Origin of the sequence: Streptomyces sp. NPDC056347 (assembly GCF_042262625.1) — a bacterium.
Classification (GTDB): domain Bacteria; phylum Actinomycetota; class Actinomycetes; order Streptomycetales; family Streptomycetaceae; genus Streptomyces.
Genome location: NZ_JBHJQP010000002.1, coordinates 52283 through 70851, shown reverse-complemented (window position 1 = coordinate 70851; position 18569 = coordinate 52283). Strand labels below are relative to the sequence as shown.

The window sequence follows — 18569 nt, the reverse complement described above, 5'->3', positions numbered from 1 at the left end:
CCCCAACGACAGGAGTTGTTCCATGCACGCACGCATGTCGCCGAAGTCCCGCCCCGCTCTTTCGCGAGGCGGCCGACACAAGGTCCTGCTGGCCGTGACCATGCTCACCGGGGCCGTCATGACCACCGGTGCGCTGTTCCCCACCGCGGCCTCCGCCGCCAAGCCGGACACCGTACAGAAAAGCCTGAACGCCCTGGTGACCGACGACCGGATGCCCGCCGCGCTCGCAAACGTCGTCGACCGCGAAGGCCGGACACACAACTACACCGCGGGCGTCGGCGACCTCAGGACCGGAGCGAAGGTACCCAAGGACGGACAGGTCCGGGCCGGCAGCAACACCAAGGCCTTCACCGCCGTGGTCGCACTGCAACTCGTCGCCGAGAAGAAGCTCGCCCTGGACGCCCCCGTCGACACCTACCTGCCCGGCCTGCTGCGCGGCGACGGGATCGACGGACGCCACATCACCATCCGCCAACTCCTCCAGCACACCAGCGGCCTGCCCGATTACGTGAACCAGCGCGCGATCCTCGAGAATCCGCAGAGGTACTACGAGCCGCGCGAGCTCCTCGACAACGCCCTCGCGCAGAAGGCCCACTTCGCCCCGGGCGCGAAGTGGGAGTACAGCAACACGAACTACCTGGTCGCAGGCCTGATCATCCAGAAGGTCACCGGCCGTCCGCTGGGCGAGGAGATCAACCGGCGCATCGTCGACCGCATCGGACTGCGCCACACCTACTTCCCCACGCCCGGAGACATGGCCATCAACGAGCCGCACCCCAAGGGCTACCACCAGGACACGACCGACTCGCCCTGGCGCGAGGTCACCGAACTCGACCCGTCCTGGGGCTGGGCCGCGGGTGCGGTGGTCTCCACCAACAGCGACCTCAACCGCTTCTACTCCGCCCTCCTCGACGGCAAGCTCCTGCCCCCGGCCCAGCTCGCCCAGATGCGCACCACCGTCCCCGCAGGGGGCCTGGGCGTCCGCTACGGACTGGGCCTGACCAGCACGCCGTTGCCGTGCGGCGGCGTCTACTGGGGCCATGGCGGCACCATTCCGGGATACGCCACCTTGGGTGGTGCCACGGAGGACGGCCGCGCGGTCAACATCGCACTGACCGCCATCCCTGCCGACGACGCCACCATGGAGCACGCGCAGGCCGCCGTCGAAGCGACCCTGTGCCGCTGAACGCCTCACTGCCCCAACCGGGATAGAGCCACCGCTCCCGCACCGCGCCCGCAGACGCCCGACGAGGGCGGTCCGGGCCGGTGGACGGGGCGGGCCTGGCCGGTGGACGGGCCGGGCCTGGCCGGTGGACTGGCCCCTGCCGCCATCGGCGCCTGATGGTGTCGGTCGCCGCTCCCGCTTCCGCTCGCGGGAGCGGCGGCCGATACCCCGGTGGGCCCGTGCGCACGAGCGCGGCCAGGCCAACCGGAGCGACGGGCCGTCCGGCAGGGCCCCACATCGCGCACGAGCCCGTACCCGGTACCGGAGCCGAAATCCGCCACCGTCACCGTCACCGAGGCGCGCACCGACTCGCTCTTCGCTCGCTCCTCGCTCCTCGCTTGCTCTTCACTGTCACGACAGGAGTTGTTCCATGCACGCACGTGTATCACCGAGGTTCCGCCCCACTCTTCCGCGAGGCGGCCGACGTAGAGCCTTGCTGGCCGTGACCGTGCTCACCGGTGCCGTCATGACCACCGGCGCACTGTCCCCGTCCACAGCCTCCGCCGCCAAGCCGGACACCGTACAAAGCAGCCTGAACGCCCTGGTGACCGACGACCGGATGCCCGCCGCGCTCGCAAACGTCGTCGACCGCGAAGGCCGGACACACAACTACACCGCAGGCGTCGGCGACCTCAAAACCGGGACGAAGGTACCCAAGGACGGACAGATGCGGGCCGGCAGCAACACCAAGGCCTTCACCGCCGTGGTCGCACTGCAACTCGTCGCCGAGAAGAAGCTCGCCCTGGACGCCCCCGTCGACACCTACCTGCCCGGCCTGCTGCGCGGCGACGGGATCGACGGACGCCACATCACCATCCGCCAACTCCTCCAGCACACCAGCGGCCTGCCCGAATACATGGAGTCCCCCGTCTTCGAGGACTTCCCCGCCGTCCGGTACCGGTACTTCGAGCCGCGCGACCTGCTCGACGGCGCCCTCGCGCAGAAGGCCCACTTCGCCCCGGGCGCGAAGTGGGAGTACAGCAACACGAACTACCTGGTCGCAGGCCTGATCATCCAGAAGATCACCGGTCGACCCATAGGCGAGGAGATCAACCGGCGCATCATCGACCGCATCGGACTGCGCCACACCTACTTCCCCGCCCCCGGAGTGACGACCATCCACGAGCCCCACCCCAAGGGCTACGAACGAGAAACGGACGACGGACCTCTGATCGACTACACCACCATGGACATGTCCATGGGCTGGGCCGCAGGTGCGGTGATCTCCACCAACAGCGACCTCAACCGCTTCTACACCGCCCTCCTCGACGGCAAGCTCCTGCCCCCGGCCCAGCTCGCCCAGATGCGCACCACCGTCCCCGCAGACGCACGCGGCCCCGGCGTCCGCTACGGACTGGGCCTGACCAGCACGCCGCTGTCATGCGGCGGCGTCTACTGGGGCCACGGCGGAACCGCCCTGGGATACCGGACACGAGGAGGCGTCACGGAAGACGGACGCGCCGCCAACATCGCGGTGACCACCACCCCGACGGGTGCGGCCTCCCAGCGGGTGGAAGCCGCCGTCGACACGGCGCTGTGCCGCTGATCCAGGCAGAGACAGGCCGGAAGACGGCCCACTCCGCACGATCGACCGCGTTCCCGAACCCGTGAGCGGCGCAACCACACGCCGGAGCAGTGGAGTTGAACTCCACCGGTACGATCACGTACGCCCACGGCAGGCCGCCGCCGCGAAGACCGCGGTGGAAGCAGGCGAGGGCCACGGCGCGCCGCTGCGGGAAGCGGCCCCGGCCTCATCCACGACGGTTCCGTGCCACCGGGACGCCCGGGCAAACCGGGCGCCCCTCGGCGAAACCCAGCCCATGGGCTCCAGGAAGCAGCAAGCAAGCCGTCGCGGCATCCAGTTCGCCGCCCATACTTCCGTTCAGCGCATGGCAGGACACGCTCGCGCACCGCCCCCACCGCCCCTCGACAGCGACCGACGGAACGTCCGGAACGGATGAACCGCCGACTCCGATCGCACCCCCTCTCTCCCTCCGGCCACCCGCACGCCAAAGAATCAGCAGGTCAGAGGCCTGCCCGGAGTACCCCGTCCGACCAACCCGATACAGGACCTCCCCATCAACCCGTATCCGCTAGGCTGTCCCTGGTTGGCCACTGGTACGCCGCACCGCCCGTCCAGGCAAGAACACGGAAGGTGCCGCACCTCGTCCGACCAGCGGGCTTGTACGCCTAGTGGAAGATCCGGTCTCTGGGTTTTCTTCAAGGATTCCTGCAAGCCCTCGCCTCCGTAGCTCAGGGGATAGAGCACCGCTCTCCTAAAGCGGGTGTCGCAGGTTCGAATCCTGCCGGGGGCACAGACTGCGCAGCAGGTCAGAGCAGGTACAAGGCCTCTCGTTCATTCGAACGGGAGGCCTTTGTGCTCCCCAGAGTCCACATAGAGTCCACATCCCCAAGCGATCACGCCTATCACTCACTTGAAAGAGGGGTTGATGAGGCCCTTGACCGCGTAAAGTACGGGGACAGGAGGGGCAGGAGTGTCTCCCCACACGCGCCTGACACGCGCCTTCCTCAAGCTGCGAGCCCCCGGCGGGGAGGCCAGGGCCGCAGAGCAAGAAGACCCCCACCGTACAGACCGGTGGGGGTCTTCGCGTTCCAAACGGTAACCGCCCCGCACCTAGTGCAGGTGCGGGGCGGGACGCCTTGACCAAGTCGTGGCGTCATCCGGCGCAATCTGGCGGACACGCGAACGCCGATGCGCAAGCAGAAGCGGAGGGCATACCCCTCGACCAGCAAGATCAACCATTTTGCGGTTGACCGTAAAGACAAAACGATCATGCGCCGGTGAACGTGGGCGAATGCACCACGAGCCGATGCCCTCCGAGCGCGTCACCGCCAGGCGCCGGGCCATCGGCGAACAGATCCGTGCCGCCCGGCTCTACGCGAACCTGTCGCAGGAAGAGGTCGCGCTCCGGGCCGGGATCCGGATCGCCTCCATCAGCGAGATCGAACTGGGCCACCGTGCCGCGCTCCTCGACTCGTTGATCCGTATTGCCGACGCGATCGGTGTGCCGCTCGCAGACCTCGTCCGGGAGTAGCCCCGGCCGGCCGACGGGGCGGCAGACCGGCCGGGGCTGGGGGCCCGCCCGCGGCTGGCCGACCACGGCAGCCACGAGCGGGAGATCACCTTTCGCGACTGGCCTAAGCCAGGCGGCGGGTTTCAACGGGCCGCCTCACTGGCCTTCCTCCCGGTGGCCCTGCCTGTGACAGGGGCAGTCACATCGGAGGCGCTCGACCACCGCAGTGCCCACCCGAATGATGACCGGCCCCGGGCACTCGTCGTGAATCTCGATGCGACACGCGGGGGCGAGAGCGCCCCGGGAGTGGGCTGGTGCGGTCACGACTGCTCACCCACCGGGCGGAGGCGGAGCACCTGCCGGCACGGCGCGCACGCGTACCGCGGGGCCGCCGGGCCCGAGTCCTCCCCGATGGTGTCGATCAGGACGGCAGTGCTGGACGGGCCGCGGTGCCAGTGGCACCAGCCAAACGGCGCGTCCTCCCGCAGGTCGGTGACGGTCACTGCTGGCTCCCGGTGCACTGTGTGCACTGGCAGGGTGGCAGGGCGTGAGAGGCGGGGATGGAGTCGGCCGGGGTGACCTCGGCCGTGGGCTTCACGACGCGCGTGCACCCGTACCGGTCGACCTCGTACACCTTGATCGTCATCGACATGCCGACCGCCGAAGCGTGCACCCGCACGAGACGATCGGCCAGCGCTGGGACTTCCCCGGCAGGACGACGGATCCGGCCGGTGCGAGCCGCCGAGCTACAGCACCGCAGTGCCAGCAGGCGGCGCCGTGGAGCCGGGCGATACTGACGTGCCCGGATACGAGCACAGGTGCGGACATGTCCCCTCCTCTACCTGTGTGGTGTGGACAGGTAGAGCGTGGCCCCTGGGAAGGGGTGCAACTGCTACAAGCAGTAGCAGTTCTCAGACTGCGCCGATCCAGTACGCGAAGTGCGACAGGGATTCGGCATCGGCGCGGTGGAACCGCCGCAGGCTACTGGCGACTTCACGCACCCACGGGTGCTCGCGAGTGTGCTGCGGGGCGGCTGCGCGGGCGACCTTGAGGCTCTCGAACGCGTCTGCCCGGAGGCCGGCCCATTCCTGCGCGCGGGCCAGCTCGATGTAGAAGCCGCTTCGGCGCTCGGCCGGGAGGGTGCCGGGCGGCTTCCACTCGGTGGCCACGCGCAGGGCACGGTCGACATGGTCCGGCCCAAGGCTGACAGCGACGGACACCTCATGGATGCGGACCGAGTCCGGGCCGAAGGCGGTGCCCAGGTAGACGCCCTCGCGCGCGACCTGGTCACCGAGCCGCCGTGCGTGCGTCAGGTGAGTGTCGGCGCCGGCCACGTCTCCTCCCCGTCCGGAGATTACGGCCGCCCGCATGTGGAGGGCGCCGCGCGCGGCGGCGGCCGAGCGGGACGACGGCGCCGGGGCCACGTCGATGGCCTGCTCCAGCGCAGCGAGGCCGAGGGCGTGGGCGCGAGCGGCGAAGAAGGTCTCGGTGCGAACGTACGCCGTAGCGGCCTGGACGAGGGGGTCGGAGGTTCGGTCGGCGGCCCACCGCATGAGGTCGATTAGCCGGGCGGAGAGGTCGTGGGCCCTGTACTTGAAGGCGATCGCATCGCCCGCTCGGGCGGTGGCGACCAGCATCCGGGCTGCCTCCTGCTGTTCGGCAGCCTGCGCCGTGTGGACGTACCTGATGGTGTCGTGCAGCAGGGCGGGGATCTCTGCGGCGATCCGGCCGTACTGCGCGCCGAGCCGCCAGCCGACCATCTCGTCGACCGCGGCCGACAGCTCGCCCGGCTCTCGGCTCGGAGGGCCCTGCGGGATGTCGTACCCAGCGATCACCGCAGACAGCGCGGGCAGGGCGTGATGTACGCGCCGCTCGGTGCCGACGTACCCCGTGCGCAGCTGCGTGGCGTCGACCTCAAGCGCGGCGGCAAGCGCTTCGAGTACCTCATCGCTCGGGCGCCGGGCCCCGCGTTCGACAGCGCGGATCGTGGCGTAGGAGACGTGCGAGGCGGCAGCGAGACCGGCCTGGGTGAGGCGGCGCGCGCGGCGGCGGGCGGCGATCCGCTCACCAACCTCGCGCGGGGAGTCGGCGGACATGACCCGACCGTACCCGCACGGTGACGGTCCGGATGCGTGATCGGCCTACTCGTTGACGATCGTGGTCAGGTCCATGAGGGAGCCGATCACCCAGTCCGCAGCCTCCTGGACCTGCGGGTCATCCGCCCAGAGGTGCCCCCACGGGCCGCGCCGGAGATGCGCCGTACGGAGCCCGGCCGCCCGCGCGGGGAAGGTGTCGTTCATGGGGTGGTCGCCGACGTAGAGGGTTTCCCACGCCAGGGTCCCGGAGGCGTCGAGGACTCGGGCGAAGAAGTCGGGCGAGGGCTTGGCGCAGGCCCACTCCCCGGAGGTGGCGATGAAGTCGGCTGGCAGGTCCAGACTGCGGAGCAGGGCTCCCATCTTCATGGTCTGATTGCCCGCGATGACGACCCGCACACCGAGGCCCCGGAGCGCGCCGAGTGCTGGGCGCACGTCGTCGTACAGGTCGGTCTCGTCGAGGTGCTCGCCGCGGCCAGCAGCCTCCCGCGCGGCGTACTCAGCCGCGATGTCGATGCCGGGCCGCAAGAGTGCGAGGGCTTCAGCGTTGTCGAGGCCCTGGGCCGTCACAGCGCCGACGAGCGCAGACACGGTATGCCGCGGGACGTCCAACCAGTCAGCCCAGGAGGCCCAGTAGCGGTCGTCGCGGACGAGTGTCTCGCCGATGTCGAAGACGATGGTTTTCACTCGGACGAGCCTACGAGGTTCCGGCGAGACCAGGTCGTACCATCCGGTCGTGGCAATCGAACTGAATGACGAGCTGATCGAGCTGGAGCGGGCGGCGTGGGCCGAGCAGCAGGAGAACCGGCTGACCGTGGAGACCGCGGCCCGGGTGCAGGCGGCGATCACCGCGCACGCCGACGCCACCGGACAATCCCGGTACGAAGTCGAGGCGGCGCTGAAGAAGCACGTCCGACACCCGGACGGGACCGGCTGACGTTGCGGCGTCCGTTCACCGCGCGACAGACACACCCCATGCCCACTCCAGCCGAGGCCGCCAACAGCTGAGCCCGGACGCACGAGAACGCCCCGCGCTCCGGCCGTAGCCAGGCAGGGCATGTGGCGTGGGTCACGTCTGCTGTGCGCTGAGGGAGCGGACCCGAGGCAGACCACCGGGCCACCATGGGCGGACCCGACGAGGAGGGCCCATGCTGCTGAGGCAGATCACCACCTGTACCGCCCCGGCCACCACCACCGTCACCCGGCACAGCCCGGCCGGCGACCGGGCGGTGCTCTACCGCCTCGGCGTCTGCCACCGGCACCGGTGGCTCGCACAGGACTGGCCCGGCACCCGAACCGCCGCGCCAGACAAGTCTGGGCGTTGCGGCACCGCCGTCGACCACCGCACCTACGGCGATGTCGTGCAGTCCCACATCGACCTGTGGATCCGGCCCGCGACGACCCAGGACCTTCCGGAGCACGGAGGGAGCGCCGCCCGCATGCTGCGCGCGGCCGCGGCCTGGGCGCAGCAGGACAGCCGGGGCGAGCACGCCCTGGCCGTCGTCCTCGGGCACGCCGCCACGGTCGCCGAGGCGATCGAGGCCAGCAGCCTCGACGCTGAGACGGGGCGGCAGCAACTCCTCGCCGCACTCAGCGCGGCGGAGACGACCGACGCTGCCCTGCGCGGGGCGTAGCCGGAGCCCAACACGCGGGAACCGGCACCCCTTCGCCGGGGTCATCGCATGAGGGCGACGATTCCGGTCGCTGCCCCGATGACCCCGGTCACCGCACCTACCGAAGGCAGCGCCCACACCTTGCGCTCCAGGGCGGTCACCCGGTCGTCCAGCTCGCTGACGTCACCCTCGGTGGCCTCCGTGCGCTGGAGGACGAGATCGATCCGCCCGTTGAGCTCCGCGAACGACGTTCTGATCTCCCCGCGCAGCTCGGCGAGTTCGACGGCGACCCGGTCGGGTCCGGCCGCGGGCGGGGTCACCGCGGCCCCGTCCGTACGGTCTCGGTGAGCCCCGGGCCCTCGCCGGTCCCGGCCGTGCTCAGCGCGGTGAGCACGGCCAGGACAGCCGAGCTACCGGAGAGCGCGAGGGCCTGGCCCCAGTCCGCGTCCAGGACGTCGGCCGCAGTGAGGCCGAGGGCGGCGAGCAGGGTCTGAGCGGCCGTCCGTACGGCCCGCTCGGCGGTGGCAGCCCAGAACGCGCCGCTGAGCAGCGAGCCCGTCACCCTGTCTCCTCCGCAGTGGTGTCCGCGGCGGCGCGATCGATCGCGGCCTCCGTCGCCGCGACGATCGCCGCGGCGTCAGCACCGGTGCCGAGCTGGCCGGCAAGCGCGGTGATCGCGGCCGTCTGCGCGGCCAGGCGCTTGTCCATCGAACGAATACGGGCCTGCATGTCCTTCAGGATGGACTGAGGCTGCCACGTCGGGTTGGTCGCGTGGTCCGCCGCGTCCGCGGGACCGCCGATCGCATCGGTCTTCCACACGGCGTCGAAGATGTCGCGCTTGGTGATTCCGGCCATGGGGTCCTCCTCGGGATCGGAGCCGTTCCAGCTCGCGGGGTGCTTGAGCCGCTCCGCCACATCGGCGCGGAGCTTGGCCATGGTGAAGCCACGGGGGTCGACCTTGTCGCTCGACCACTCCAGGTGGCCGATCACGGACTTCGCCGACCATTTGTGCGCCCGGCACAGGGCGGCCTGCACTCGGACGATCGCGTCGTACTGCGCCTTGGGCCAGGGGTCCTTGCCGTCGCCGAGGTTCTCGCATTCCCAGCCGTAGAACCGGGCGTTGCCGTCGACCCCGTTCGCGTTCCCCATCGAGGGGACGACCGGGCGAGTGCCGTACGACTCCGCGACCACCTGGTCCAGGACCTTCGGGTCACCGCCCCCGGCGTGGTTGGTGCGGCCCCAGCCGACCAGGTGCACCCGGCCGTCCTTCGCCACCATGCCGTGGCACAGCGGGCCGGGCAGGTCCGGGTAGCCGTCGCGGACGATGCGGGCCGTGTTCGCGGTGCCCTTGGTCACGGTGTGGTGCACGATCGATCCGTTGACCGGCCCCCACGGACCCTTCGTATTCCGGTTGTGGGTACGCCAGTTCCCGACCTCGACCACGCGCACGCCCTCGGCGCGCAGCGCGGATATTACTGCGGTCGCGGAAAGCGGGGTTGCCATTGATTTCTCACCCTGCCCTGTAGGAGATATTCCTGAATTTTCCGATGAACCCATTCGCAGTCCCGGTCGTCGACTCGACTTTCTCCACCCAGAAGTAAGGGCCCCGCCAGGTCGAGTCCGCCGCCGAGACGGTGTACTTCGTGCCGTCCGGAGCCGTCCGCGTGAATGTGATCTGGTCACCGCTGACAACCAGCTCGTACGCGTTCCATTGGCCCGCCGAAATGGCCGGGCTTGTCCGTGTCGCCAGTACTGTGTACGCGCCTCCAGCAGCGAATACACCGACCCCGATCTCGCCGTTCTGCCTCTGGAACGCCCGGTACCCGTTCGGAGTCGTCGCGCGCATTCCGGTGGGATTCAGGACTGGATCATTCGGCGGCCAGGAGTACAGATCCGTGTCCGTCGGCGCCCCGAACAGCAATCCCATTCGTGCGCCCGTCGCACTTCCCGGCGCCAAGGAATTCCATTTCATATCCACACCGATGCGGTACGCGGTCGGGTTCTGGATCGGGCATTCCCACCCGCACAGCACCGACACCCGGTCACGGCCACCACCCCACCCGGCTGGCAGCAGCAGGCCCTGCTCGGCGTCCTCCGTGCGGCCGCGCGCGCTCGGGTTGGAGATCGTCTGCTGATCGGTCAGGTACGACAGCTGCCCGACCCCCATCCGGCGGTGCTCCCACGGATCCTGCTCCGACCGGTAGTCCCGTCCGCCGAGCCCCGCGACCGTGCCGGGGCCCCGGTAGTACACGGGGTCGTACTGCAGAGCCCCACGGATCCCCAGGGCGGAGACGCGGGTGTAGTCGGCCTGGCGCGACGTTCCCCGCATCAGCACCTGGAGCCCGGCGTCCCGATACGTGGTGAACACGCTGTCGGCGTGCCGGCTGTACAGGGCAATCCACTCCACGCCTGCGGCCGTAAGGTCCGCCACCGGGTACGGCAGGGTCGCCTCACCCCACGTGGCCGGCCGCAGCGGCATCATGATCGCCGTGAGCCCGCGGTTCTCCACGGTTGCCGCATTCGTCAGCTCCCGCACACCGACCATGGCCCAGGACTGCGCGCAGTGGTCCAGCACCGCCTGCATCGGGCCCAGGACCGCCTCCGCCTCCGGCACCGCGGTCAGTGCCGGGTCCGTCGACGCGTCGAGCAGCGCCACCGACTTCCCGTCGATCATCCGAAGGAAGTCGACGGCCAGCGGCTGGTAGTACCGCTGGGCCAACCACCCGTACCAGCCGCCCCTCCTGTCCCTCCTCTTGGTCAAGTCGACATCGTCGTCGCCCCAGTTGAAAGCCTGCGGATCATCGAGGTCGCCCGCAAAGTTGTACGTCGAGCGGATCGTCGCCGACGACATCTCCCGCGCGTCCTGGGTGAGGTACAGCGACGACCGGCCGGCACTCAGCCGGTGGTCCGCGTACTCGGTCACCACGCCGACGCCATCGGAGGAGGTGCCGGTGTGGAAGTGGATGATGTCGACGCCCGCTGCGAGGCAGTAGTCCACCTGGTATGGGGAGGAGTACGGGCCCATCGCTCCGGCCAGGTCAGATGCCCCTACGACGGTCGGCGCGGCCGGAAGGGACTCGATCGGGCGGGCGCACACGTCCGGGACGGGGGTCTCCCCGCCGGGCGCGTACAGGCACCCATCGGCCCCGAACCGCAGGTTGTTGCCGGTGTCCCTGCTGAGGCACGCCTGGAGCTTGTCGGTGCCCTTGTCGTAGGTCAGCCCGGCTCCGGCGATGCCGTCGAACAACAAGTCCTTGTTGATGCCGACGCGCCATGGCGACGGCACCGAGCCGTTGCCCTCTTTGGTGAGCGGCTCCTCGACCTCCAGCACGCAGCTGCATGTCCCGCCGCCGCACCCGCACCTACCAGCCATTGCCACCCTCCTCGAACTCGAACGGAACCAACGTCTCTTGCCCCTGGTCGTCGATGACCTGCTCCATCCACCGGCCCCCCACCCGCATCACGAGCCGCCCCGACGTTGCGCCGGACGACGTCACCGCCCGGCCGATCGCCCGCTGAGCCGCCACCGCAGCCCGCAGGGGGCGTTGGGCCGCGCGCTGTCCTGCCAGTGCCGTCATCCGCTCAGCTCCTCGTCCACGTCGGCCAGTGGGATCAGGGCGATCCCGACCTTCTCCCCACCCTGGTTCCACGTCACCTCGACGTCGGACAGGAGGAACCCCTGCGCGATTGGGGTGCACAGCTCGTCGGCCAGCAGGTCGATCCTCACCCCGGGTACGAGCTGCCTGATCGTCACCGGAGCATCTGAGGTCAGCTGGGCCGAATCCGGGACGTTGACCACGGTCGGTACCGGGTACCGCCCGGCGAGCGCCTCATACACGGCCTCCACCAGGTCAGGCCCGGTGGCGTCCTCTTCCTGGATTCGGACGAGGATGTCGAGCCGCCCGTACGGTGTCCGCGCCGTGCCGAGGCCGACCGTGTGCCCGTCGCTGATGTTCTGGCTCTGCTGGCTGGTCGCCCACCCGTAGGCGGCACCCTGGCTGCCGTCCGTGATGACCTCGATGTCCCCGGCGAAGTGGTCGAGCGTGAGGCGGGCGGCGGCGCGCGCCCCTGTCAGGCTCCGCCGTCCGCGGAGGACGAGCGACCGGCCGACCGTGGTCCAGGTCAGGCCGCGCTTTGTCCACTCGCGGAGGATGTCGCCGAGGTACTCGGTCCACACCGTCGTGTTGCTGGAGCCGTCCTTCTCGACCTTGATCGACGGCAGCCCTGCGTCGGAGCGGACGATGTACGGCAGGATGCCCGGGTAGTCGGGATCGGCGAGCTCCGTGTTGTTCAGGTTCAGCCGGATGTGGTTCTCGGCGATGTACGTGATCGGGCCCCGGCGCCGCCCCTCACTGTCCGCCGTCGCCGAGGTGTAGGTGACCCGGTAGGTGTTCACGAGGTGGTCGAACCAGGCGAAGACGTCGCTGGCCTCGATCGTGATGGACCCGCGGCGCGTCACGAGGCGCTGGATCGGCCCCTGCCACACCAGCTCGCCATCGCGGTAGATCGTGAGCTCGTGCACCCACGGCGACACGTCCCCGAGCCGCCCGCAGCAGTCCGCGGACACGTCGGCGACGGCGAGCGTCACGGACGCCTCGGACACGTCGTTGATCGTCCGCGACCAAGACACCGCCGTCAGCGTGTCGAGAGACACGAGCGGCAGGGCGCCGCCGCGCCAGTGCACCATCGCCGTGTACTCGGCCGCGCACCCCAGCTCGGTGTCCTGCTGCCCCACCGGGCCCGCCGTGCCGCACCCGGCCTCGGGCACGAACGTGAGCGGCGCCGCGACCTTCTCGTCCGTGGCCCCGGTCGTCCTCCTGATGACCAGCCGGTACGCGAGCGGGACACAGGCCGGCGGCGCCGGGTCGAACCACGACCCCTCCTTGGGGAGGGTGGTTCCCTGCCCGGCCGCCAGTACCTGGTCCATGCCGCCGACAGTGCGGTAGATCGTCCACGACTGCACGCTCGCTGTGTCCGCGACCGCGGTGGTGACCTGCACCCCAGGCTGCGGCTCGGCGACGACCTGCGCGGTGATCTCCAGAGGCTCCGAGACCACCGCCGTGATCGCGTACAGGTTCATCAGCCGGGGCGCGGCGCTGGTCGCGTACCCGAACACCAGCCGCGGCGCCTCACCCGGCGCGGCCCACACCCCGATGGACTCCGGCTCACGGTAGGGCAGGTCCAGGAAGTGGCTGTCGCGGGTGCGGGCCACGGTGGCGCCGGTGCGGATGTCGATGGTCGTGAACCACGCGTTCCCGCCCGAGCCGGGAGGGTTGGTGCCGCTGTAGCCAGTGCCGTGGAACTGGTAGACGAAGTCCCCGCCCAGGCACCAGCCCTGGAAGTCCGGGAAGGCCGGCCTCGCGAACTCGTACAGCGGCTCGTCAAAGCGCTTCGCCCGCCAGTCGGACAGGGCGAACACCCGGTATCTGGTGCCGGAGCCGGTGGTGAAGGCGATGGCGAACCTGCCGGCCGCCGCGTCCAGGGACGGGGTGATGGCCGTCGCGTTCGGGACGGGGTTGAAGTCGTCGATGGACGGGTCGTCGACATCGATGACCTTGCCCGGCTGGAACGGCAGACGCGCGATCCGGCGACCGTGCGCGTCCGTGCCGATCGGCTTCATCTGCGCGTCGTACGCCAGCCACACATACGGCACCCCGCCGACCGTCTCCGCGCTGATACCGGAGCCGTGGTCGAAGGCCCGCACGTACATGACGCCCAGCAGGTTGCCGTTCAGGTCGACCTGGTTGATCGCCAAGTCCCCTCGACTGTCCCGCGTGCCGTCCGGCGGCGGAGCGGACTCACCCGGCAGCGTCACCCCGTTGGCGATGACCTGCGTGACGTAGACACGCCGCCCGACCGGGTCGTATGCGGCCTGCTGATGCACCCGGATCTGGTCCAGTGGCACGGCGGGCATCACCGGCGCGGCCGGTGCAGCAAGATCGAAGCGGTCTCCCACGGGTCACCCCACATCCGATCGGGGCACGAGCAGCACTCGTGCCGTCGCGTCCCCAGCGGTGTAGGCGGCGTCCGACCAGATCTCGATGCACAGCCCGGTCGGGCAGCTGAACGTCGGCCAGGTGAAGTGCTGCCCCTGCGGCCCGTACACGATCGGCGTCGATGTTGCCGTGCCGAACGGAATCTGCTCGCACTCGACGACGCTGCGCTGCACGCGGCCGTCGATCCGCAGGTGCGACCCGGCCGGCAGGTAGCTGAGGTTGATGTCCGTGCACACATTGCACGGGTCCGCGACGTCCTCGCAGGGGTTGCCCTGCGGGTTCGTCCAGAACCGTACGATCAGGCGCCGCATGTCCTGGGCCCCAACCCGGACTTCGAGGACGGGCACCGTCTCCAGCCACGCCGACTGCGTCAGCGGAGACACCGAGACCAGCGACCGGCGGAACGTTCCCAGGCCGCTCGGGTAGCACGGCGAGGTCGGGGCCGGCGGGCGCGGCGGCAGCGGCGGCTCCGGGCACAGCGGGTCCGTTGCGCACGGCGCCGCCGCGATGCACTGCTGGTACACCTGGTCCGGGTCGACCGGGCCGATCACGTCACCGGTGCCGAGCGGCACCCAGTCCGTCAGCGTCTCCAGCGGCTCCCGGTAGATCCACGGCTTCCCGGCCGCGAGCGTGAATGTGACCGTCGCGAGGACCGCGCCGCTGCTCAGGTACTGGGTGTCGGTGACCTGGAGGCCGTCGAGGACACCCACGTCGTAGAGGTGGCGCAGCTCGCGGTCGCCGTCGACGGGGCAGCACGAGAACACGCACATTTCGTCGCCGTTGCACGTCCCGCACGCGGAACCCTGGAGGGCGACCGCAAGCCACTCCAGCCCGTACGACAAGGCGCAGTCATCGGTCGCGATCAGCAGCACCGTGTACGCGATCTCCCGGTGCTGGCGGCGCACCGGGCCGAGCGCGGCCCCCTCCCCGACGAGCTGCACCGGCTCGCGGGTGACCGGCGACGACGAGAACCCCGCCACGTTGAGCCCGAGCACACCAAGGACGCCCGTCGACTCCGGGACTGCCGGGTCGTACCAGGGCGCCTCGTCCGTGACCGGATCGACGTACGGCATGTCGCCGATGGCGGCCGGGATGTCCGGGCACGGGTCGCATTGCACCGGCACCCCACGGGCCCGCGCGTACACCGCCGCACGGGCCGAGTTGATGATCTCGTTCCCGGCCAGTTCCAGGTAGTCGACGAGCACCTGCTACACCCCCGCCGCTCGGGCGATCTGCCCCTGCAAGTGCTGGGCCAGCACCATGGGGTCGGACATCCGCGTGTTGAGGTTCCAGTTGTTCGTGATCTGCGCCCCGGTGCCGACGCCCTGCCGGGCCAGGAGGTCCAGCAGCCCGGACTGCTGCGCGAGCTCGGCGGCGCGGCGGGGGCGGGTCAGTGGGATGACGACCTCGCGGCCGGCCTCGCCGATGAGAGCGGCCGTCGGGATGTCGACGATGCCGCCGTTCGCGAATGGCAGCAGGTCGCGGACGGCGGACGGCAACCCGGACTTGATCTTGTTGATGATGGTCGAGCCCACGTTGCCAAGCGCCGACGCGATCCGGTTCGGGAGGCTCGTGAAGAGGTTGGCAATCCCGGAGATCAGACTCGAAACGGTGCTGGTGACCCGCGACTTCACCGAGTTGAAGACCCCTGCGATCCTCGACCCCAGCCCCGACAGCGCTGATCCGATCTTCCCTGGCAACCCGGTGAAGAAGCTGGTAACCGAGCTGATGAGTCCCGTGACGATCGAGATCGTGCTCGACTTCACCGAGTTGAAGATGCTGGCCACCCGGCCAGGCAGCACCGCCAGCGCTGCTCCGATCCGGGCAGGCAGCGTCTGGAAGAAGACGGTGGTCGAGTTGATGAACCCGACGACTGCCGTAGTGACAGTCGTGAACGCCGACGTGAAGGCACTGGCGAGCGACTGCCCCAGCGACGTGAGCACGGAGGCAATCCGCTGCGGCAGCTCCGTGAAGATGAAGATGATCCCGGCGATCGCGGTGAGGATCGCGATCCCGACCTGCGCGACCGCCGAAGTGAAGAGGTCCAGAAGCATCCCTGGCAGCGCGGACAGGAAGCTCATGATTCTGCCCGGCAGCGCGGTAAAGAAACCCACCACGGCGTCGATTCCGGACGACACACCGCTGGTGATGCTCGACCATAGCCCGGCAAAAAACCCAGCGAGCGTGCTACCGAGGCTCGACAGGGCACCCACGATCTGCGACGGCAGCCCGACAATGAAATTGATCGCCGAGGTCAGCCCTTGGGTCAAGCCAGTCAGGGCCGTCACGACGAGCGTGAGGATCGGAACGACGGTCTTGATGATCAGCCAGCTCGCGAAGGCCGCGGTGACCTGCAGGATCGGCGCGGCGATCGCGATCAGGAGCGACACGATCGGTGTGAGCGCGGCAACCAGCTCGGCGATCGGTGGCAGCAACGGCACCAGCGCGCCCACGATCGCGGTGAAGGCTTCGACGACCGGGGGCAGCACCGGCAGAAGCCCGGACACGATCTGCACGATCAGCGGCACCAGCGCACCCACCAGCGCCGTCACCGCCTCGCCGATGCTCGTCAGCAACGGCGCCAGAGCCTGCGCCGCCGACCCGAGCGCGTCACCAAGGGCAGCCGCGACGTCCGTGAGCATCGGGACCAGCGGCGACAGAGCGGTCAGCAAATTCGCGACCAGGGTGACGATCGGCCCGAGCAGCGGCGTCACCACCTGGAGCGCGGCGCCTAGCACGGTCGCGAACAACGTCCCGACCTGCACAAGGATCGGCGCCAGCGTCGAAGCGAGCATCGTCACCAGCGGCGCCACCGCGGCCACCAGCTGACTGAACGCGGGCAAGATCGCCCCGGTGAGGATCGGCACCAGCTGCGTCAGGGCGGGCAGCAGCGCAGAGACCGCGCTCCCGAGCGCCTGGCCCAGCTGAGCAGCCACCGGGCCCAGGGCTGCGAACAAGCCCTGGAACGCGGTGGTGAGCCCCGGGATGAGGGGCATCAGAGTGCTGGCGATCGCGGACACGACCGGGCCAAGAGCAGCCGCCAGCGTCGAAAGAGCCCCGCCCAGAACCGTCGAGGCCAGCTGCGCGAGCTGGGTGATCAGCGGCAGCAGCGGCTGGATCAGCGACCGGACCGTGCCGAGGATCTGCGTCAGCGCGCCCAGCCCGCCCCCGCCACCGGCAGCCAAGGCGCCGAAGACGTCCCCCAGGATGCCGCCCACCTGCGCGACGAGCGCCCCGAGCTGGCGGAACGTGGTCAGGGCGCCCTCCACCCAGGCCACCGCCTGTCCGCCCTGAGCGGCCGAGGACAGGAACGCCCCGAAGCGGGCACCGAGGTCGCCGAGGGCGGCGCCGAGTCGAGAACCGAACGCCGACGAGATCGCACCAGCAAGCTGGGTGAACCCGGTGATGACCGGACCGAGCGACGCGGCCAGGCCGCGGGTTGCGCTGCTCGTGCCGGTCAGGATCTGCGAGACCGACCTGATCCCGGTGGCGGACCGCAGGAAGGAGCCGACCTGCGCGGCAGCCGATCCGAACTGCCCAGCGATGGCGGCCAGACCCGACTTGAGCGGACCGCCCAGGGCCTGGGCCACGCCGGTGATCTGGCCGGCCAGCGGCTCGAAGAACGCGTCCTGGACCGTCGTCTTCAACGCGTCGAACCGCGGCTTCAGTGCCTGGAGTTCGCGGGCAGCGGACTGGGCTGCGGGCGAAAGATCCGCCAGTGCCTTCTGGAACTTCTCGGCGTCGCCGCTCAAGGCCGCACCGAACGCGGTGCCGACGCCGCTGAGCGCGATCTTCAGCGCCGACGTCGCGACGACCACACCACCGATGACCGCAGGCAGTGCGGCCGTGATCCCGATCGCCGGTGCGAGCGACGCGACGAATGCGGAGATCCCAGCTGCGGCGGACAGGAACACCCCGCCCAGAGCGCCGATACGCAGGAGGCCAGCCAGGGACGAGCCGAGCTGCCCGGCGATCCGGCCGATCCCACCGAGGGCGCGCTGGAACCGGTTAGCATCCGGTTCCACGTTGACCCGTAGCGTGGGCAAGTTGTGTGCGCGCAGCCGGGCGTCGAAGTCGTCCAGGTCCGGCTCGACCCGCACGCGAACCGGATCGATACGGCGGAGCTGCCGCTGGAGGTCACGCTGGAACTGCCGGGTGTCCGGCACGACCCGGATGGCGATATCGCCCAGGGCGCGAAGGTCCCGCCGAAGAGCGCGCCCGAACTGCCCCACGTCTGGTGTGACGCGGACCGAGACTGCGGTCAGGCCGCGGAGCGCCCGCTGGAGATCGGCCCGGAAGCGGCCCGTTTCGGGCTCGACGCGGACGGAGACGCTGATGCCGCGGAGTGCGCGCTGTAGGTCGCGGGCGATCTGCCGCCCGGCCCGCTGGCCCGTCCCACGGATCGCGGATCTGATCTGGTCGTCGAGCGCCCGACCAGCCTCACGGCCAGCTCGGGCGAGGTCCTGTCGGAGCTGGGCGGCGTAGGCGGCGGTGTCCGACGTGATCTGGACGGAGGTACGGCCGACCTGCGGCATGGGCTGGCACCTCCGGGCACGGGACGAGCACCCGCACGGTCAGCGGGTGGTGTCCGGCCCAGTAGCCAGCGA

General features: G+C 70.1%; 17 protein-coding genes and 1 tRNA gene. 6 read left to right on the top strand and 12 right to left on the bottom strand.

Annotated elements, in window-relative coordinates; all coding sequences use genetic code 11:
* Nucleotides 1–22 precede the first annotated feature (22 nt).
* The 4 genes from ACFCV8_RS01120 to ACFCV8_RS01105 all read left to right on the top strand — a co-directional run bounded on the left by ACFCV8_RS01120 (nt 23) and on the right by ACFCV8_RS01105 (nt 4281).
* The gene (locus ACFCV8_RS01120; RefSeq protein WP_376683127.1) at nt 23–1186 is read left to right on the top strand and encodes a serine hydrolase domain-containing protein; all 1164 of its coding nucleotides are present in this window, start codon (nt 23–25) and stop codon (nt 1184–1186) included.
* Between the two features lie 475 nt (nt 1187–1661).
* On the top strand, nt 1662–2771 hold the full coding sequence (locus ACFCV8_RS01115) for a serine hydrolase domain-containing protein (protein WP_376683178.1): 1110 nt from the start codon (nt 1662–1664) through the stop codon (nt 2769–2771).
* 696 nt (nt 2772–3467) lie between these two features.
* A tRNA-Arg gene (locus tag ACFCV8_RS01110) sits at nt 3468–3540 on the top strand.
* A 501-nt stretch (nt 3541–4041) separates the two neighbouring features.
* Nucleotides 4042–4281 carry a helix-turn-helix domain-containing protein gene (locus ACFCV8_RS01105; RefSeq protein WP_376683126.1) on the top strand — a complete coding sequence of 80 codons (240 nt, stop codon included), beginning with the start codon at nt 4042–4044 and terminating at the stop codon, nt 4279–4281.
* 299 nt (nt 4282–4580) lie between these two features.
* On the opposite strand, the gene ACFCV8_RS01100 is transcribed toward ACFCV8_RS01105, so the two are convergent.
* From ACFCV8_RS01100 to ACFCV8_RS01085, 4 genes are all read right to left on the bottom strand, one after another.
* Nucleotides 4581–4763, bottom strand: a complete 183-nt coding sequence (locus tag ACFCV8_RS01100) for a hypothetical protein (RefSeq protein ID WP_376683125.1) — start codon at nt 4761–4763, stop codon at nt 4581–4583.
* Nucleotides 4760–4933, bottom strand: coding sequence for a hypothetical protein (locus ACFCV8_RS01095; RefSeq protein ID WP_376683124.1), 174 nt, complete (start codon nt 4931–4933; stop codon nt 4760–4762). Before ACFCV8_RS01095 ends, ACFCV8_RS01100 begins: the two co-directional genes overlap by 4 nt.
* Nucleotides 4934–5171: 238 nt before the next feature.
* On the bottom strand, nt 5172–6356 hold the full coding sequence (locus ACFCV8_RS01090) for a helix-turn-helix domain-containing protein (protein ID WP_376683123.1): 1185 nt from the start codon (nt 6354–6356) through the stop codon (nt 5172–5174).
* A 45-nt stretch (nt 6357–6401) separates the two neighbouring features.
* Complete coding sequence (locus ACFCV8_RS01085) at nt 6402–7040, bottom strand: HAD family hydrolase (protein ID WP_376683122.1); 639 nt, start codon at nt 7038–7040, stop codon at nt 6402–6404.
* A gap of 49 nt (nt 7041–7089) precedes the next feature.
* Between ACFCV8_RS01085 and ACFCV8_RS01080 the strand changes: the two genes are divergently transcribed.
* Nucleotides 7090–7290, top strand: coding sequence for a hypothetical protein (locus ACFCV8_RS01080; protein ID WP_376683121.1), 201 nt, complete (start codon nt 7090–7092; stop codon nt 7288–7290).
* Nucleotides 7291–7501: 211 nt separating this feature from the next.
* Nucleotides 7502–7987, top strand: coding sequence for a hypothetical protein (locus ACFCV8_RS01075; protein WP_376683120.1), 486 nt, complete (start codon nt 7502–7504; stop codon nt 7985–7987).
* A 41-nt stretch (nt 7988–8028) separates the two neighbouring features.
* Here the strand turns inward: ACFCV8_RS01075 and ACFCV8_RS01070 are convergent, their stop codons facing one another.
* From ACFCV8_RS01070 to ACFCV8_RS01035, 8 genes are read right to left on the bottom strand one after another with little or no spacing between them, the layout of a single operon-like run.
* Complete coding sequence (locus tag ACFCV8_RS01070; RefSeq protein WP_376683119.1) at nt 8029–8286, bottom strand: hypothetical protein; 258 nt, start codon at nt 8284–8286, stop codon at nt 8029–8031.
* A complete protein-coding gene (locus ACFCV8_RS01065; protein WP_376683118.1) occupies nt 8283–8528 on the bottom strand; it encodes a holin in 246 nt (81 codons plus the stop codon). The genes ACFCV8_RS01070 and ACFCV8_RS01065 overlap by 4 nt, the downstream gene beginning before the upstream one ends.
* Nucleotides 8525–9469: an N-acetylmuramoyl-L-alanine amidase gene (locus ACFCV8_RS01060; RefSeq protein WP_376683117.1), complete on the bottom strand. Its 945-nt coding sequence runs from the start codon at nt 9467–9469 to the stop codon at nt 8525–8527. The genes ACFCV8_RS01065 and ACFCV8_RS01060 overlap by 4 nt, the downstream gene beginning before the upstream one ends.
* A gap of 7 nt (nt 9470–9476) precedes the next feature.
* Nucleotides 9477–11297 carry a hypothetical protein gene (locus ACFCV8_RS01055; protein ID WP_376683116.1) on the bottom strand — a complete coding sequence of 607 codons (1821 nt, stop codon included), beginning with the start codon at nt 11295–11297 and terminating at the stop codon, nt 9477–9479.
* A 31-nt stretch (nt 11298–11328) separates the two neighbouring features.
* On the bottom strand, nt 11329–11544 hold the full coding sequence (locus ACFCV8_RS01050; RefSeq protein ID WP_376683115.1) for a hypothetical protein: 216 nt from the start codon (nt 11542–11544) through the stop codon (nt 11329–11331).
* Complete coding sequence (locus ACFCV8_RS01045) at nt 11541–13922, bottom strand: hypothetical protein (protein ID WP_376683114.1); 2382 nt, start codon at nt 13920–13922, stop codon at nt 11541–11543. Before ACFCV8_RS01045 ends, ACFCV8_RS01050 begins: the two co-directional genes overlap by 4 nt.
* Nucleotides 13923–13925: 3 nt before the next feature.
* Nucleotides 13926–15167 (bottom strand): hypothetical protein, encoded by a 1242-nt coding sequence (locus ACFCV8_RS01040; RefSeq protein WP_376683113.1) that lies wholly within the window; start codon nt 15165–15167, stop codon nt 13926–13928.
* A 3-nt stretch (nt 15168–15170) separates the two neighbouring features.
* Nucleotides 15171–18497, bottom strand: a complete 3327-nt coding sequence (locus ACFCV8_RS01035) for a hypothetical protein (RefSeq protein WP_376683112.1) — start codon at nt 18495–18497, stop codon at nt 15171–15173.
* Between the last annotated feature and the right edge of the window lie 72 nt (nt 18498–18569).

Bases quoted from the DNA above. Each gene is read 5' to 3' on its own strand.
- ACFCV8_RS01120 (WP_376683127.1), top strand. From the start codon at position 23: ATGCACGCACGCATGTCGCCGAAGTCCCGCCCCGCTCTTTCGCGAGGC.
- ACFCV8_RS01105 (WP_376683126.1), top strand. From the start codon at position 4,042: ATGCACCACGAGCCGATGCCCTCCGAGCGCGTCACCGCCAGGCGCCGG.
- ACFCV8_RS01090 (WP_376683123.1), bottom strand. From the start codon at position 6,356: ATGTCCGCCGACTCCCCGCGCGAGGTTGGTGAGCGGATCGCCGCCCGC.
- ACFCV8_RS01075 (WP_376683120.1), top strand. From the start codon at position 7,502: ATGCTGCTGAGGCAGATCACCACCTGTACCGCCCCGGCCACCACCACC.
- ACFCV8_RS01060 (WP_376683117.1), bottom strand. From the start codon at position 9,469: ATGGCAACCCCGCTTTCCGCGACCGCAGTAATATCCGCGCTGCGCGCC.
- ACFCV8_RS01050 (WP_376683115.1), bottom strand. From the start codon at position 11,544: ATGACGGCACTGGCAGGACAGCGCGCGGCCCAACGCCCCCTGCGGGCT.
- ACFCV8_RS01035 (WP_376683112.1), bottom strand. From the start codon at position 18,497: ATGCCGCAGGTCGGCCGTACCTCCGTCCAGATCACGTCGGACACCGCC.